Annotated in this window: 11 protein-coding genes; 6 read left to right on the top strand and 5 right to left on the bottom strand. The window is 74.0% G+C overall.

Going from position 1 to position 16,524, the window contains the following annotated elements:
• Window positions 1-22 precede the first annotated feature (22 nt).
• Window positions 23-187, bottom strand: coding sequence for an FxSxx-COOH cyclophane-containing RiPP peptide (fxsA, locus tag ACFYYT_RS32930; protein WP_351825922.1), 165 nt, complete (start codon window positions 185-187; stop codon window positions 23-25).
• Window positions 188-477: 290 nt separating this feature from the next.
• On the opposite strand from fxsA, the gene ACFYYT_RS32935 reads away from it, so the two are divergent.
• Window positions 478-1,380 carry an aminoglycoside phosphotransferase family protein gene (locus ACFYYT_RS32935; protein ID WP_351825921.1) on the top strand — a complete coding sequence of 301 codons (903 nt, stop codon included), beginning with the start codon at window positions 478-480 and terminating at the stop codon, window positions 1,378-1,380.
• Between the two features lie 657 nt (window positions 1,381-2,037).
• Here ACFYYT_RS32935 and ACFYYT_RS32940 read toward each other — a convergent pair.
• Complete coding sequence (locus tag ACFYYT_RS32940) at window positions 2,038-2,901, bottom strand: alpha/beta fold hydrolase (protein WP_385316393.1); 864 nt, start codon at window positions 2,899-2,901, stop codon at window positions 2,038-2,040.
• Window positions 2,902-3,260: 359 nt separating this feature from the next.
• On the opposite strand from ACFYYT_RS32940, the gene adhE reads away from it, so the two are divergent.
• Window positions 3,261-5,876, top strand: coding sequence for a bifunctional acetaldehyde-CoA/alcohol dehydrogenase (adhE, locus tag ACFYYT_RS32945; protein ID WP_351825918.1), 2,616 nt, complete (start codon window positions 3,261-3,263; stop codon window positions 5,874-5,876).
• Between the two features lie 126 nt (window positions 5,877-6,002).
• Here the strand turns inward: adhE and ACFYYT_RS32950 are convergent, their stop codons facing one another.
• Entirely contained in the window at window positions 6,003-6,623 is a 621-nt protein-coding gene (locus ACFYYT_RS32950; RefSeq protein WP_351825917.1) for a TetR/AcrR family transcriptional regulator, read from the bottom strand.
• Between the two features lie 142 nt (window positions 6,624-6,765).
• Between ACFYYT_RS32950 and ACFYYT_RS32955 the strand changes: the two genes are divergently transcribed.
• Together ACFYYT_RS32955 and ACFYYT_RS32960 are read left to right on the top strand one after the other, a co-directional pair.
• Complete coding sequence (locus ACFYYT_RS32955; protein WP_351825916.1) at window positions 6,766-8,157, top strand: cytosine permease; 1,392 nt, start codon at window positions 6,766-6,768, stop codon at window positions 8,155-8,157.
• Window positions 8,158-8,195: 38 nt separating this feature from the next.
• Window positions 8,196-9,845, top strand: coding sequence for an amidohydrolase (locus ACFYYT_RS32960; protein WP_351825915.1), 1,650 nt, complete (start codon window positions 8,196-8,198; stop codon window positions 9,843-9,845).
• Window positions 9,846-9,886: 41 nt separating this feature from the next.
• Here ACFYYT_RS32960 and ACFYYT_RS32965 read toward each other — a convergent pair whose 3' ends face one another.
• On the bottom strand, window positions 9,887-10,549 hold the full coding sequence (locus ACFYYT_RS32965; RefSeq protein WP_351825914.1) for an acetate uptake transporter: 663 nt from the start codon (window positions 10,547-10,549) through the stop codon (window positions 9,887-9,889).
• Window positions 10,546-11,667, bottom strand: coding sequence for a DUF3533 domain-containing protein (locus tag ACFYYT_RS32970; protein ID WP_351825913.1), 1,122 nt, complete (start codon window positions 11,665-11,667; stop codon window positions 10,546-10,548). Before ACFYYT_RS32970 ends, ACFYYT_RS32965 begins: the two co-directional genes overlap by 4 nt.
• Window positions 11,668-11,811: 144 nt before the next feature.
• Here ACFYYT_RS32970 and ACFYYT_RS32975 point away from each other — a divergent pair, with 144 nt between their 5' ends.
• Together ACFYYT_RS32975 and ACFYYT_RS32980 are read left to right on the top strand one after the other, a co-directional pair.
• Entirely contained in the window at window positions 11,812-15,495 is a 3,684-nt protein-coding gene (locus tag ACFYYT_RS32975) for a DNA polymerase III subunit alpha (protein WP_351825912.1), read from the top strand.
• Window positions 15,492-16,499, top strand: coding sequence for a hypothetical protein (locus tag ACFYYT_RS32980; RefSeq protein WP_351825911.1), 1,008 nt, complete (start codon window positions 15,492-15,494; stop codon window positions 16,497-16,499). The genes ACFYYT_RS32975 and ACFYYT_RS32980 overlap by 4 nt, the downstream gene beginning before the upstream one ends.
• The last annotated feature ends 25 nt before the right edge of the window (window positions 16,500-16,524 follow it).

Here is a 16,524-nt window from a genome sequence, read left to right on the forward strand (position 1 = left end):
GTCTAGAGCGCGTACTTCTGTATCAGAGCGCAGAGTTGAAGATCGGTGCCTGAACGTGACGGCCCGTTTCCGAGGGGAGTACCCGGCCGAGCGCCGCCGCGGCCGAAGCGCTGCGGACGTCGATCTTCGCGAGCGGGACCCGGCGGTCCTTGACCGTGCTGGTCGGGGGGGTTGCGGAAGTGTTCACGACACCGTCCTCGGGGAGGCCATGTGAAATGGGGGGGAATGGCACCAGCGCGTTGCTGCTGTCAAGCGTGGACTTTACTCGTCCACACCCCATTGGCAACCGAGGCATGACGCTTGGTCAAGCGTTCTATAGAAAGCGTGGCGCAATTCTCAAGGTGCCGTATTCGGCCGTTTGCCGGATGGCAAGATCCAATTACCGCGGGTCGCCGGGGTCGCCGGGGTCGCCGGGGTCGCCGGGGGCCGACGGATAAGCGGTTGACTCCGGGCGGCGCCGCCGGTCGGATGACGGTCATGGACACCGTACGCACGCACTCCGGCCGCCCGGCCGTCGACGAGGACCTCGTACGGCGCCTGGTCGCCGGGCAGTTCCCCGGCTGGGCGGGCCTGGAGGTGGCGCGGTTCCCCTCCGGCGGCACGGTCAACCACGTGTACCGGCTGGGCCCGGACATGACCGTACGGCTCCCGATGACGCGCGGCGGCGCCGAGGACGTGCCCCGCGAACGGTACTGGCTGCCCCGGCTCGCCCCCCTGCTGCCCGTGGCCGTCCCGGAGGTGCTCGGCGCCGGGGAGCCGGCCGAAGGATACCCGTGGGCCTGGTCGGTGTACCGGTGGATGCCGGGGGAGAACCCCCGGGAGGGGGCGCCGCCCGCGCCCGCGGCCCTGGCCGGGGACCTCGGGGCCTTCGTCCGGGGGATGCGGGAGGCCGCGCTGCCCGGGGCCCCGCCGGCCCACCGGGGCGGACCCCTGGCCCGGCAGGACGCCGGGACGCGGGCCGCGATCACCGCCCTGCGCGGGATCCCGGAGGAGGGCGTCGACTGCGACGCGGTGACCGCCGTATGGGAGGCGGCGCTGCGGGCCCCGGCCTGGGACGGGCCGCCGGTGTGGCTGCACGCCGACCTGATGCCGGGCAACCTGCTGGTCCGGGACGGCCGGCTCGGCGCGGTGATCGACTTCGGGTGCGCGGGCACCGGGGACCCGGCCTGCGACCTCTTCCCGGCGTGGAACCTGCTGCCCGCCGGCGCCCGGGAGGTCTTCCGCGAGGCGGTCGGCGCGGACGACGCCACCTGGGCCCGCGGCCGGGCCCGGACCCTCTCCCAGGCGCTGATCGCCCTGCCGCACCACCGCGGCCGCAACGAGGCGATGGCCCGCAACGCCCGGCACGTGATCCGCGCGGTCCTCGACGACACCCCCTAGAAGGTGTCCGGTGGACACCCCCTAGTGGCGCGTCAGGCAACGTTCGCCCCGTCGCGGCACACGGTGTCGTCGCTCGCCCGGGTCAGACACGTCCCGGTGGCGACGTTCTTGAAGCTGCGTCAGTAGTCCGTGCCCAGGCTCGTCGACATCCACCGCTGGTACGGGTTGCCGTCGGCGGGCGCCGCGATCAGGGCAGTGCCCGGTGCGGCGAGGACCGCAGCCGTGGTGACCTCTGGCCACGGTGAGGCAGCGTCCGGTCTGCTCGTTCACCACCGAGCTCGGCACGCCCACGACCGGCATGTCGTAGGCGGGCGCGGCGGTTGCCGACACGACGGTCAGGCAGACGCCGGCCAGGGCGCCGGTGACGCCGAGTCTGATCTTCATGGACGTCCTTCTCTCACCCGGCGCCATGTCGGTGCCGGCGGTGTGCGGCGGACCGGCGCGGCCCGCGGCGGCCTGTGCCCGAGAGCTGCGAAGCCGGCAGCGGGGCGGCCGCCCAGGAGGGCGGGCACGTGTCCGATGTGCCTCCAGCCAACCCGACCGTCGTGCGGCGGACCATGACGTTCCACCCGCAAAAGTACGGCCGCCACTTCTGCGGACGGACGGACGGACGGACGGACGGACGGACGGACGCGGCGCACGGTGCCGCGCGGCCCCTTAGGCGGGCTGCGGGGCGCCCAGGGGCGGGGCCGGGAGGGCGCGCAGGAGCCAGGTGAGTACGTCGGGCAGCGCGCGCAGCGCCGCGAAGTGCGCGGCGGCCGGGTCGATGGTGGTGGTCGCGCCGGGGATGCGGCGGCCCAGCCAGCGCGCGTGGCCCACCGGGGAGAACACGTCGAGCTCCCCGTGCCAGATCAGCACCGGGCTGCGGATGTCGGCGGGGTCGAAGCCCCAGGGGCTGCTGAAGGCGAGGGCGTCGTCGATCCACCCCCACGCCGAGGTGCGCACCCCCTCGCGGTAGTTGCGCAGCAGCATCGACCGCAGGCCGGCGTCCGAGACGATCATGCGGTCGTTGTCGGTGAGCTCCCGGCGCAGCTCGTCCAGCAGCCGTCCGGGGTCCTGCCGGATCCCGGCGGCGCGCGGGATGAGCCGGGCCGCCAGCTCCTCGGGGTCGTCGGAGGCGGTGGTGTACTCCTCCACGTTCGAGGCGGCCATGCCGGCGAACCAGTCCAGGTCCTCCGCGTCCCGGGGCGCGAGCGGGACCAGGGCGGCCGTCCGGGTCACCCGGTGCGCCAGCAGGGCCGCGCAGGCCAGGGCGCCGGGGCCGCCGCCGGAGCGGCCGGCCACCGCGAAGGTGTCCAGGCCGAGGGCGTCGGCGACGGCGGCCACGTCCTGGGCCACGTCGGCGACGGTACGGCCCGGGTGGCGGTCGGAGCCGCCGTAGCCGGGCCGGTCGTAGGCGATGAGCTGCATGCGCCGCTGGTAGAGGACCATGCCCCGGGGGGCCGGGCCCAGGCGGCTGCCGGGGGTGCCGTGGAGGAGGAAGACGGGTTTGCCGTCCGGGTCGCCCCAGCGCTCCGCCATCAGGATGCGTCCGTCCGCGGTGCGCACTTCTTTGCGCACGCGCTCCCTCCCTCACGTCCGACGCGAGCAGTCAGGCTGATTGTGCTCCCCGGCCGGGGAATGCGGTAGGCCGCATCCGCGGAGAAATTCTTGTGAAAGTTTTCACAAGCGCGCAGGGGTCTTTGGTCCCCTGTCATATGCCCAGGTCAGATCGGTGATCGAGGAGGTGTGAACGAGGGTGAACGGCCGTTCGTCCCGGCGGGAGGGGGCTTTCTCGGCGCCGCTGCTTCCGCTTTTGGGTGTCGAATTGAGTCATCAGGAAAACGGGTTCCACGCCGGCTTTCGGGCCGGGCCGGGTTCGAAATGAAGGAGTTCCCGCCATGGAGGCGAACGAGAGGGTCGACGGACTGGTCCAGAGGGCGCTCGACGCGCTTGGCCGGTTCGAGTCGTTCAACCAGGAGCAGGTCGACCACATCGTCAAGAAGGCCTCCCTGGCGGCGCTGGCCCGGCACGGCGAACTGGCGCGGCTGGCCGTCGAGGAGACGGGCCGCGGCCTCTTCGAGGACAAGGCCGTGAAGAACCTCTTCGCCTGCGAGCACGTCGTGAACTCGATGCGCGGGCTGAAGACCGCGGGCGTCATCCGCCGCGACGAGCTGAACGGCATCACCGAGATCGCCGAACCCGTCGGCGTGGTCTGCGCGATGACCCCGGTCACCAACCCCACCTCCACGACGGTCTTCAAGGCCCTGATCGCCCTGAAGACCCGCAACCCGATCGTCTTCGCCTTCCACCCCTCCGCGCAGCACTGTTCCGCCGAGGCCGCCCGCACCGTGCGCGACGCCGCCGTGGCGGCCGGGGCGCCGGAGAACTGCGTGCAGTGGGTCGAGGAGCCCTCCATGGAGGCCACCGGCGCCCTGATGAACCACCCGGGCGTCTCCACCATCCTGGCCACCGGCGGCAACGCCATGGTCAGGGCCGCCTACTCGTGCGGAAAGCCGGCCCTCGGCGTCGGCGCGGGCAACGTCCCCGCGTACGTCCACAAGAGCGCCAAGCTCGGCCGCGCGATCCACGACATCGTGCTCTCCAAGGCCTTCGACAACGGCATGATCTGCGCCTCCGAGCAGGCCGTCATCCTCGACGCCGAGATCTACGAGCAGGGCCTGGCCGAGTTCGAGCGGCTCGGCGCCCACGTGGTCACCGCCGCCGAGAAGACCAAGCTGGAGGAGTTCGTCTTCGGGACGACGGCCTACGCCACCGACTGCGCCGGGGCCCGGCTGAACCCCGCCGTCGTCGGCAAGTCCCCGCACTGGATCGCCGAACAGGCCGGCTTCACCGTCCCCGAGGGCACCTCCCTCCTGCTCGCCGAGTGCGCCGAGGTCGGCGAGGGCGAGCCGCTGACCCGCGAGAAGCTGTCCCCGGTGCTGGCCGCCCTGAAGGCCTCCGACACCGAGCACGGCCTCGAACTGTCCGCCGCGATGGTGGAGTTCCACGGCCTGGGGCACAGCGCCGCCGTCCACGCCGAGGACGAAGCCCTCGTCGAGGAGTTCGGCAAGCGGGTCAAGGCGGTCCGCGTCATCGCCAACTCCCCGTCCACCTTCGGCGGCATCGGCGACGTCTACAACGCCTTCCTGCCCTCCCTCACCCTCGGCTGCGGCTCCTACGGCCACAACTCGGTGTCCGACAACGTCACCGCGGTCAACCTGATCAACGTCAAGCGGATCGGACGGCGCAACACCAACATGCAGTGGTTCAAGGTCCCGCCGAAGATCTACTTCGAGCGCAACTCCATCCGCTACCTCGGCGAGATGGAGGGCATCGGCCGCGTCTCGATCGTCACCGACAAGACGATGGTCGCCCTCGGCTTCGTGCAGAAGGTCACCGACATCCTCAACGCCCGTCCGGGCCCGGTCGCCATCCAGGTCATCGACGACGTCGAGCCCAACCCGGAGCTGTCCACCGTGCGGGCCGGCGCCGCGCTGATGCGGGACTTCCGGCCGGACACGATCATCGGCCTCGGGGGCGGCTCCCCGATGGACGCCGCGAAGATCATGTGGCTCATGTACGAGCACCCGGAGGTGGAGTTCGCCGACACGAAGGAGAAGTTCTTCGACGTCCGCAAGCGCGCCTACACCTTCCCCCCGCTGGGCGGGAAGGCCAAGATGGTCGCGGTCCCGACCACCTCCGGCACCGGCTCCGAGGTCACCCCCTTCGCCGTCATCTCCGACCCGGCCGCGGCCCAGAAGTACCCGCTCGCCGACTACGCGCTGACCCCGGACGTCGCCATCGTCGACCCCGTCCTGCCGATGAACCTGCCGCCCACGGTGACCGCCGACTCCGGCTTCGACGCCCTGACCCACGCCACCGAGGCGTACGTGTCCGCGTACTCCAACGACTACACGGACGGCCTCTGCCTCCAGGCGATCAAGCTGATCTTCGAGAACCTCCAGCGGTGCGTCGTCGACGGGCCCAACGACCCCGAGGCCCGCGAGAAGATGCACAACGCCTCGACGGTCGCGGGCATGGCCTTCGCCAACGCCTTCCTGGGCCTGGTCCACGCCATGGCCCACACCCTGGGCAACACCTTCAAGGTCGCCCACGGCCGGACCAACGCGATCCTGCTGCCGCACGTGATCCGCCACAACGGCACCGTCTCGCACAAGGCCACCCCGTGGCCGAAGGCCGAGGTCTACCGGGCCCCGGAGCGCTTCCAGGAAATCGCCCGGATGCTGGGCCTGCCCGCCGCCACCGCCGCCGAGGGCGTCGAGTCCTACGCCCGGGCCGTCGAGGAACTGCGCACCAAGTGCGGGATCCCCGGCTCCTTCGCCGAGGAGGGCGTCGACGAGGCCGCCTTCATCGAGGCGCTGCCCACCCAGGCCATGAACGCCTACGCCGACCAGTGCGCCCCCGCCAACCCGCGGATGCCGATGATCGACGACATGCGGCGGCTGATGCGCCAGGCGTACTACGGGAACCGGGAGGGCGCCCCGGTGCGCTGACCCCCGCTTCCCGCGGCCCCGCCCGCGCCGCCCCGCCCGCCCCGCCCCGGCCACCGGGAGCGGGGCGGGCCTTCCGCGCGTACGGGCGCTTCCCCGCCTGCCGGGCCCTTGCGCGCGGTCCCGGGTCTACGCCGGCGGGACCCGCAGGGGGGCCGGGACCAGCAGGGCCGCCGCCGAGCGGGCCCGCTCCAGCGCCCGCGCCCGGTCCGCGCCGCGTTGGCCGAGGACCACCCGGGTGCTCAGCCCGTCCAGCAGCGCGAGCAGCTCCGAGGCCCGGGCGGGCACGTCCACGGGGGCGAACCGGCCCTGCTCCACGCCCTTGGCGAGGAGCGCCTCCAGATCCCGCTGCCAGCCCTCGTCGATCTCCTCCTGGGCGGCCTTGAGCGGCTCGTTGGAGGCCGTGCGGGCCCACAGCTCGATCCACAGCGTCCAGCGGGGGTCCCGCGGCCCCTCGGGGAGGTAGAGCTCCAGGTAGAGGGCGAGCTTGCGGGGCGCGGCCAGCCTGCGCCCGAGCAGCGCCCGGCGTTCGAGGGCGAGCCGCTCCTCGCTCCAGCGCAGGGCCTCCAGCAGCAGGCGGTCCTTGCTGCCGAAGTAGTACAGGATGTGGCCGCCGCTGGTGCCGAGCCGCTCCGCCAGCGCCGACATCGTGAGCGTCGCGAGGCCGTTCTCGGCGATCGCCGCCATGGCCTCTTCGAGCATCCGCTCCTGGGCGATCCGCCCGTCGCGCCGCCGTGCCGCTCCCGCCACCGGTCCCGCCTTCCCGATCTTCCCCCGCCCGACCTTATCCCGGACGGGGTCTTGACGTGGCCCGGCCCGGCACCGCATCTTGAATGCCATTCAAGAACCTAGAACGTCATTCAAGGTTTGCAGCCAGAGTCAGGGGTCCGCCATGGGGCAGCAGGAGACAGCCGACGTCGACGAGGTGTTCCGGGTCGAGACCCACGGGATCGACCCCATCCCCGATGCCGAACGCCACGGCGCCGCCAAGGACCTCTTCTGGCTCTGGTTCGGCTCCAACCTCACCTTCACCTACGTGATCAACGGTGCCCTCGCCGTCGCCTTCGGGCTCTCCTTCTGGCAGGCCACCGCCGTGGTCGTGGTCAGCGCCCTGTCCTTCTTCGCGATCAGCGCCGCCGGGCTCAGCGGCATCCGCACCGGCACCGCCACCCTCGTCATCTCCCGCGCCGCCTTCGGGGTCCGCGGGAACTGGCCCGCCGGAGTCCTGAACTGGGTGGTGAGCATCGGCTACACCATCGTCAACACCGTCGTCGGCACCCTGGCGCTGGAACTGCTGCTCGCCCGGACCGGGCTGGCCGCCGGCACCTTCGCCCGGGCCCTCGCGCTCGCCGTCACCCTCGCCCTGACCTTCGCCGTCACCCTGTGGGGCCACGCCACCGTGCAGTTCGCCGAGCGCTGGGCCGCGTACGTGCTCGCCGCCGGCTTCGGCGCGCTGCTCGTGTTCGTCCTGCCCGGAGCCGACACCTCCGCCCCGGCCGCCGCGCCCGGGCCGTCCGGCTGGAGCCTGGCCTTCGTCGTGATGCTCGCGGGGCCGTTCTCGTACCTGCCGATGCCCGCCGACTACACCCGGTACCTGCCGCGCACCACCTCGCTGAAGTCGATCACCTGGACCGGCGCGCTCGGCGGGATCGTCTCCTCCGTGGCCCTCGGCGTCGCCGGGGTGGCCGCGGCGACCCAGACCGACATGACCGACGCCGTCGCCGGGGCCGAGGGCCTGCTGCCGGGCTGGTTCCGGCCGCTGTTCCTCTTCCTGGTGCTCGGCGGCTCCGTCACCAATTCGATCATCACCCTCTACTCCTCCAGCCTCAACCTCCAGGTCCTCGGCATCCCGTGGAGCCGCGCCCGCGCCCTCGCCGTCAGCGCCGCCGTCACCGCCGCGGGCTCGCTCGCCGCGCTCTTCCTGACCGACTTCACCACCTCCCTGCTCTCCTTCCTCTCCCTGCTGATCATCGTGTTCGCCCCCTGGGGCGGGGTCTTCCTCGCCGACATGCTGATGCGCCGCTGCCGCTACGACGCCGAAGCCCTGCACGCCCGCGAGGACGGCGCCTACTGGTACCGCTCCGGCTACCACCCCGCCGGGCTGGCGGCCCTCCTCGCCGGCCTGCTCTTCGCCGCGCTGACCTGCGACTCCGAGCTGTGGACCGGACCGCTCGTGGCCCCCCTCGGCGGCGCCGACCTCACCCTGCTCGGCTCGGTGGTCTCCGGGCTCGTCTACTGGGCCCTCGCCCGCCGCCGCCTCCCCGCCTACGCCCCCGCCGCCTGACACCTCCCACCCGTACCGCCACGCATTCTGGAGCCCCCATGTCCCGCCCCCTGCCCGCCGACCTGCTGCTCACCGGAGCCCGGATCCACACCGTGGACCCGCGGCTGCCCGAGGCCGAAGCCCTCGCCGTCCGCGACGGGGTGATCGTCTGGCTCGGCCCGGATGCCGCAGCGGCCGCCTGGGCCGGACCGGACACCGAGCGGATCGACGCGGGCGGCCGGCTCGTCCTGCCCGGGTTCGTCGACGCCCACAACCACGTCCGGCTCGGCTCCGACGCGGACTGCGTCCAGCTCGCCGGGGTGCGCACCCTGGAGGAGATCCAGGAGCGGATGCGGGTCTGGCTCGCGGAGCACCCCGGCGCCGAGTGGATCGAGGCCGAGGCCTTCGACTACTCCGCGATCCCGGGGGGCCGGATGCCCACCGCCGCCGACCTGGACCCGGTCACCGGCGAGGTCCCCGCCTTCGTGCTCTCCTACGACGTCCACACGGCCTGGCTGAACACGGCCGCCCTGCGCCGCCTGGGCATCACGCGGGACCGCACCGACCTGCCGTTCGGCACCGCAGCCGTGGACCCGCTGACCGGCGAACCCACCGGTTTCGTCAAGGACTTCGCCATCAAGGGGCTCTCCCGCGACGGGTACCGGGCCCTGCGCGAGCTGGGCGTGCCGTGGGCCTCGCCCGACCGGCAGTACGGCCGGCTCGCCAGGAGCCTCGACGACGCGATCGGCTTCGGCATCACCACCGTCGTCGAGCCGCAGAACTCCCTCGACGACCTGGAACTCTACGAACGGGCCCGCGCCGAGGGCCGGCTGCGCTCACGGATCGTCGCCGCCCTGTTCCACCCGCGCGGCACCGGCCCCGAGGACCTCGACGCCTTCGCCGGCGCCGCCCGCACGTACGCCGGGGACCGGCTGCGGGTGGGCCCGCTCAAGCTCTACATCGACGACGTGGTGGAGCCGCGCACGGCCGCGCTGCTGGAGCCGTACGCCGGATGCGGCCACCACCGGGGCGAGACCTTCTACCCGGCCGAGGAGTTCGCGGAGCTGCTGGCCGGGCTGGACGCGCGGGGCTTCCAGTGCTTCGTGCACGCCACCGGGGACCGGGGGATCCGGACCGTCCTGGACGCGGTCGAGCACGCCCGTGCGGTCAACGGCCCGCGCGACGCCCGCCACCAGGTGGTGCACGTGGAGTGCCTGGATCCCGAGGACGTGCCGCGCTTCGCGGAGCTGGGCGTCGTCGCCTGCATGCAGCCGCGGCACTGCGCGCCCGAGATCGCGGGCCCCGGACAGGACTGGGCCGAGAACGTGGGGGAGGAGCGCTGGCACAAGGCCTGGCCGATGCGGAGCCTGCACGAGGCGGGCGCGGTCCTGGCCTTCTCCAGCGACTGGAACGTCGCCGAGATGGACCCCATGATCGGCATCTACACGGCGGTGACCCGCCGTTCCCTGGACGGGGGCGAGGCCTGGCAGCCGGGGGAGACGGTGGACGTGGCCACGGCCGTGCACGGCTACACGATGGGCTCCGCGTACGCCAACTTCCTGGAGGCGGAGCGCGGCTCCCTCACCGTCGGCAAGGCGGCGGACTTCGTGGTCCTGTCCCGCGACATCCTCCGCGTCCCCCCGGAGGAGATCCCGGGCACGGTCGCCGAGACGGTGGTGGTGGCGGGCGAGGTGGTCCACCGGGCCTGACCCCGCCCGCCGGGGCCGCCGGGGGCCGCCTGGGGCCGTCGTCAGGTCTCGGGGTGTTCCTCGGGGGCCAGGAAGCGGCCCATCGGGAGCACCTGGCGGCCCCAGGTGCTGGCCATGATCTGCCCGGCCAGCAGGTACGTCGCCCCGAGCGCGGCCAGCAGATCGCTCCAGCCGGTGATCCGGTTCCAGATCACCGAGCCGGTGAACCCGCTGACCGTCATCGCGACGAAGACCACCAGCACGCAGGTGAAGGTGGACAGCAGCACCAGGTGGATGCGCCAGCTGCCCAGCCACAGCACGAACACCACGAACACCCAGGGCAGCGTGAACAGCCCGCTGACGTCCCCGCGCAGCGCCGGGTCGGTGGCCGGCAGCACCCACTGGAGCAGGCAGGCCTTCGCCATCCAGAACAGCCCGAAGCCGCCGAAGACGGTGGCGTGCCAGGTGTCGCCGCGCTGCGCCTGGAACAGCCCGGCCAGCAGCTGGGCCAGTCCGCCGATGAAGAAGCCGACCACCGGCAGCACCGAGCGGCCCAGCTCCTCCGGGAAGATTCCCGCGTCGATGCCGGTGGCGATGACGGTGACCACGATGAAGCCGGTGAGGCCGAGCGCACCCAGCTGCGCCTGCGCGCTCGGCTCCATCCGCTTGACGGAGACGGCCTGTTCTGCGGGCCCCTGTCGGTTGCGCAGGACGGGGGTGTTCACCGCACCGGGTCCTGCGCGCCGCCCGTGAAGCGGGGTACGCCCGGGTCCTCGTCCGGCAGTCCGCTGCCCACGGCCGCCCCCGGCCGTCCCCTGCGCACGACCGAGCAGGCCAGGGTGACGGCCGCGCCGGCCACCGCCCAGGCGGACAGGACGAGCATCGGCCCACGGGCGCCGTTGCCGTGGAAGTAGGCGATGGAGCGGGCGGCGTAGGTGCCGGCGCCCGGCGGCAGGGCCGGACCGATCGCGCTCCAGAACGGCGGCAGCAGCGGGTACGGGTAGGCGCCGCCGGCGCTCGGGTTGCCGAGCACCACGACCAGCAGGATGGCCAGGCCGATGCCGACCACGCCCGCCAGCCCCTGGAAGGCCAGGGTGATCGCGCCGACGGCGAAGACGACCAGGGTGCCCAGGCCCCACAGGGCCATGAGGGAGCCGGGCAGCGCGTCCAGTACTGGGCCCGCGATGACCGCGCCGAGCAGCCCCGCAGCGAGGGAGTACAGGAGGAGCGCGCCGAGCCGGATGACGGCGCGGTGGATGTTGGCGGGCCGCGCCCCGGCGCTGATCGCGAGGATCGCGGCGCACAGGTAGCCGCCCACGCACCAGCCGACGACCAGGTAGAAGGAGCTCAGGCCGCGGCCGTCGCCCCGGGCGGCGGGGGCCACGTCGACGACGCGGACGCTGCGCCCCTGGGCCTTCTCGACCGCGCCGACGACCTCTTCCAGGGCCTGCGAGAGGGAGGCTCCGGCGCCGCCCGCGACGAGCAGCCGGTCGGTCGGGCCGGCCGGGTCGATGACCAGCGCGCCGTCGACCTCCCGGTTCTGGATCCGGGTGACGGCGGCGACCTCGTTCTCCACCGCGCGGGGGTCGAGGGGGTCGCCGGGGAGGGCGCCGAGCCGCTGCACCGCCTGCCGGGTGAGCTGGTCGGCCGGGGCGGTCACCGCGAGGGGGATCTCGTGCGGCTCCGGATGGTGGAAGGCCCCGATGTAGGAGGTGATGAAGGCCAGCTGGAGGGCCAGGACGCCCAGGACCAGCAGGGCTGCCCGGGTGGTCACGGCGTCCTTGACCTCGGCGAGGAATCCGCCGGACGGGCCTGCGGGGGTGCTCTCGGTGCGCTGGGTCATGCCCTCACGCTCGGCTCGGCGGGGGCCGGGCGCAGCAGGGGAGGACCGAATGGATGATCGAACAAGTGTTTCGCACGGGTATTCGAATTGCTCTATGGTGGAGGCGGGGGAGGTGTTGATCCGAGCGAAGCAGGAGGGCCGCGGGTGCCTGGTTTTACGCATCTGCACACCGTTTCGGGATTCTCCGTACGGTACGGAGCCTCCCACCCCGAGCGGCTGGCGCAGCGCGCCGTCGAGCGGGGCATGGACGCCCTCGCCCTGACCGACCGCGACACCCTCGCGGGCGCGGTGCGGTTCGCCAAGGCCGCCGCGAAGGCCGGGATCCGGCCCCTGTTCGGGGTGGACCTCGCCGTACCCCCCGCGGGGGTGCCCGGCGGTGCCGGGAAGACGTCCGCCGCGTCCGGCTCCGGCGAGGCCTCGTACCGCAGGCGGGTCCCGGTCAGGGGCGGGGCCTTCGTCGACGAGTCCGCCCCCCGCGCCGTCTTCCTGGCCCGCGACGGGGCCGCCGGATGGGCGCGGCTGTGCCGGATGGTCACCGCCGCCCATGCGGGTGCGGGCTTCGGCGACGGCTCCGGCGCGGACCCCGGCTTCGGCGACGGCTCCGGGCCGGGGGCGGGAGCGGGCCCCGCGCGGGCCGGCGGCGGGTCGCCGGTGGTGCCCTGGGAGGCCATGGGCGGCGACGGGGTGTTCGTCCTGCTCGGGCCCGGCTCCGAAGTGGGCCGGGCGCTCGCCGCGGGACGCCCCGACCGGGCGGCCCGGCTGCTCGCGCCCTGGCGGGAGCTCTATGGCGACGCCCTGCGGCTGGAAGCCGTCCACCACGGCCGCACCGGCACCGGCCCCGGCTCCCTGAGGCTGGCCGCCCGCACCGTCGGCTTCGCCGCCGAACAGGGCGTGACGGCCGTCCTCACCAACGCCGTCCGCTACGCCGATCCCGGCCAGGGCCCGGTCGCCGACGTCCTCGACGCCGCCCGCCGGCTGGTCCCCGTCGACCCCCGGGGCCCCCTCGACGCCGGCGAGCGCTGGCTCAAGGACCCCGGCCTCATGGCCGAGGCCGCCGACCGGATCGCCGAGGCCGCCGGACTGCGCCCCGCCGACGCCCGCCGCCTGCTCGCGCACACCCGGGAGACCGCCGGGGCCTGCTCCGTCGACCCCGAGGACGACCTCGGCATCGGCTCCGTGCACTTCCCCGAGGCCCGCCTCGTCGGTGCCGCCCACCGCACCGCCCAGCGGGTGCTGACCTCCCGCGCCACGGCGGGCATGGTGCTGCGCGGCCACGCCGGCGACCCCGCGTACTGGCAGCGGATGCACGACGAGCTCGACGTCATCGCCCACCACGGCTACGCCTCGTACTTCCTGACGGTCGCCCAGGTCGTGGACGACGTACGGGAGATGGGCATCCGGGTTTCCGCCCGCGGCTCCGGCGCCGGCTCCCTCGTCAACCACCTGCTCGGCATCGCGCAGGCCGACCCCGTCGCCAACGGGCTGCTGATGGAACGCTTCCTGTCCAAGCGCCGCCGCGTGCTGCCCGACATCGACATCGACGTGGAGTCCGCCCGCCGGCTGGAGGTCTACCGCCGGATCATCGCCCGCTTCGGCGCCGAACGCGTCGCCACCGTCGCCATGCCCGAGACCTACCGGGTCCGCCACGCCGTCCGCGACGTCGGCGCCGCCCTCGCCATGGACCCCGCCACCGTCGACCGCCTCGCCAAGGCGTTCCCGCACATCCGCGCCCGCGACGCCCGCGCCGCGCTGGCGGAACTCCCCGAACTGCGCGGCGTACGGGAGGACGTGCGGGGGGAGGCGTACGAGCGGATGTGGGACCTCGTCGAGGCCCTGGACGCGCTGCCGCGCGGCACCGCCATGCACCCGTGCGGGGTCCTGCTCTCCGACGCCACCCTGCTCGCCCGCACCCCGGTGGTCCCCACCAGCGGCGAGGGCTTCCCCATGTCCCAGTTCGACAAGGAGGACGTGGAGGACCTCGGACTGCTCAAACTCGACGTCCTGGGCGTGCGGATGCAGTCCGCGATGGCCCACGCGGTCACCGAGATCCGGCGGGCGACGGGACGCGAACTCGACCTGGACGACCCGGCGCAGGTGCCGCCGGGCGACGGGCCCACGTACGAACTGATCCGCTCCGCCGAGACGCTGGGCTGCTTCCAGATCGAGTCCCCGGGCCAGCGCGACCTGGTGGGACGGCTCCAGCCCGCCACCTTCCACGACCTCGTCGTCGACATCTCCCTCTTCCGGCCCGGCCCGGTGGCGGCCGACATGGTGCGCCCCTTCATCGAGGCCCGGCACGGGCGGGCCCCCGTCCGCTTCCCGCACCCCGACCTCGCCGACGCGCTGCGCGAGACCTACGGCGTCGTCGTCTTCCACGAGCAGATCATCGAGATCGTGCACGTCATGACCGGCTGCGGCCGCGACGAGGCCGACCGGGTCCGGCGCGGACTCTCCGACCCGGACTCCCAGGGCCGGATCAGGGCCTGGTTCGAGGCGACGGCGGCTACCCGCGGCTACACGGTGGAGGTGATCGCCCGGACCTGGGAGATCATCGAGGCCTTCGGCAGCTACGGCTTCTGCAAGGCGCACGCCGTGGCCTTCGCCGTGCCCACGTACCAGTCGGCCTGGCTCAAGGCCCACCATCCGGCCGCCTTCTACGCCGGACTGCTCACCCACGACCCCGGGATGTACCCCAAGCGGCTGCTGCTGGCCGACGCCCGGCGCCGGGGCGTGCCGGTGCTGCCGCTGGACGTGAACCGCTCGGCGGTCGCCCACCGCATCGAACTGGTGTCCGATGGCGCGGAGCGGTGGGGCCTCCGGCTCGCCCTCGCCGACGTCCACGGCATCAGCGGGGCCGAGGCCCTGCGCATCGAGAACGGGCAGCCCTACGCCTCGCTCCGCGACTTCTGGGACCGGGCCCACCCGGGCCGGCCGGTCGCCGAACGCCTCGCCCAGGTCGGCGCGCTGGACGCCTTCGGCGCCAACCGCCGGGACCTGCTCCTGCACGTCAGCGAACTGCACGGCGCCCAGCGCGCCGCCGGGGCCCGGGGCGGCTCCCCGGGCGGAACCCAGCTGCCGCTGGGCGGCGGCCGCTCCACCGCCCCCGTCGGCCTGCCCGACCTCTCCGAAGCCGAACGCCTCAGCGCCGAACTCGGCGTCCTCGGCATGGACGCCTCCCGCCACCTCATGGGGGACCACCACGCCTTCCTCACCGAACTCGGCGTCGTCCCGGCCCGCCGCCTGCGCGACGCCGCGCACGGCCGGACCGTCCTCGTCGCGGGCGCCAAGGCGGCCACCCAGACCCCGCCGATCCGCTCCGGCAGGCGGGTCATCTTCACCACCCTCGACGACGGCACCGGCCTCGTCGACCTGGCCTTCTTCGACGACAGCCAGGAAGCCTGCGCCCACACCGTCTTCCACTCCTTCCTGCTCCTGGTACGGGGCGTCGTGCAGCGGCGCGGCCCGCAGAGCCTCAGCGTCGTCGGCGCGGCCGCCTGGAACCTCGCCGAACTCGCCGAACTCCGCGAGCGCAGCGGCCTCGAAGCCGTCACCGCCCGCCTCGCCGAACCCCCGGCGGCCGGAACCGGAGCCGCCGCATCCGCGCCGGACGCCCTCGCGCCCGACGGATCGGCGCCCACCGGATCCGCGCCCACCGGATCCGCGCCCGACGGATCCGCGCCCGACGGATCCGCGCCCGCCGGCAACGGCCGCCGCATCCACCTCCCCACCGGCTACGAGATGAACCCGTGGGCCGACCTCCAGCCGCCCGGGGAGGGCGCCGCCACCGGCCGCAAGCTGTGGCACTCCAGTCCCGGGAGCGCAGGATGAACCGCTTCGGAACGGGAGTCCTGCACGTCCGCTGCGCCCCCGTCCTCACCCCCGAGGGCTACCGCGACGTCCTCGACCTGCTGCGCGAGTTCTCCCCGCTCGTCCAGGCCCTGCCGCCACGGGCCGCCCTCGTCCAGGTCCGGGGCGCCCAGCGGTACTTCGGCGCCGACCCCGCCCGCATCGCCGAGGTCGTCCGGCTGCGCGCCGTGGCCCGGCTCGGCACCGACGTCCGCATCGGCGTCGCGGGCACCTGGGCCGTGGCCGCCATGGCCTCCGCGCGGATCCCCGGACCCGGCGGCACCCTGGCCGTCCCCGAGGACGGGACGGCCGGCTTCCTCGACCCGCTGCCCGTGGAGGCGCTGTACGGGCTCGGCCCCCGCCAGGCCGACGCCCTGCGCGGCTACGGACTGCGCACCGTCGGGGCCCTGACCCGGGTCCCGCCCGGCGTCCTCGAACGGATCCTCGGCAAACGCGCCGGCCGGCTCGTCGCCGAACGCGCCCGCGGCATCGACCCCCGCCCGGTCATCCCGCGCGACCTGCCGCCCTCGGCCGCCGTCCGGACCGGCTTCACCCGGCACGAACTCGACGGCCCGCACGCCCGCGCCGCCCTCCTGGCCCTCGTCGTCCGGCTCGGCGCCGGGCTGCGCGGCCGCCACCAGGCCGCCCGCTCCCTTTCCCTGACCCTTCAGTTCGCGGGCGGTACCCGCTGGGAGAAGTCCCGGCGGCTGCCCGAAGCCTCCGGGCACGACGAGGACCTGCGCACCCTCGCCTACCGCCTGATGGACGCCGCCGGCCTGCAACGGGCCCGGCTCACGGGCATGGTGCTGCGTGCCGAGGACCTCATCGGCGCGGCCGGCACGAGCCGTCAGCTCTCCCTCGACCCCGCCCGCGAAGCCCGTCTCACGGCCGAAGCCGCCATGGACCGCGCCAACTCCCGCTTCGGCCCCGGAACCGTCCGCCCCGCGGCTGCCTTCATGGGGGCTCCTTCGCCTCCGGGGCGCTGAGGCCGCCCCCGGGCCGGGCCGCCGG

The sequence above is a fragment of the Streptomyces sp. NPDC002032 genome (genome assembly GCF_042890765.1).
Lineage (GTDB): Bacteria > Actinomycetota > Actinomycetes > Streptomycetales > Streptomycetaceae > Streptomyces.

Excerpts from the sequence above, each read along its gene's own strand:
- ACFYYT_RS32935 (WP_351825921.1), top strand. The coding sequence starts at position 478 with ATGGACACCGTACGCACGCACTCCGGCCGCCCGGCCGTCGACGAGGAC.
- ACFYYT_RS32940 (WP_385316393.1), bottom strand. The coding sequence starts at position 2,901 with ATGGCGGAGCGCTGGGGCGACCCGGACGGCAAACCCGTCTTCCTCCTC.
- adhE (WP_351825918.1), top strand. The coding sequence starts at position 3,261 with ATGGAGGCGAACGAGAGGGTCGACGGACTGGTCCAGAGGGCGCTCGAC.
- ACFYYT_RS32955 (WP_351825916.1), top strand. The coding sequence starts at position 6,766 with ATGGGGCAGCAGGAGACAGCCGACGTCGACGAGGTGTTCCGGGTCGAG.
- ACFYYT_RS32960 (WP_351825915.1), top strand. The coding sequence starts at position 8,196 with ATGTCCCGCCCCCTGCCCGCCGACCTGCTGCTCACCGGAGCCCGGATC.
- ACFYYT_RS32970 (WP_351825913.1), bottom strand. The coding sequence starts at position 11,667 with ATGACCCAGCGCACCGAGAGCACCCCCGCAGGCCCGTCCGGCGGATTC.
- ACFYYT_RS32980 (WP_351825911.1), top strand. The coding sequence starts at position 15,492 with ATGAACCGCTTCGGAACGGGAGTCCTGCACGTCCGCTGCGCCCCCGTC.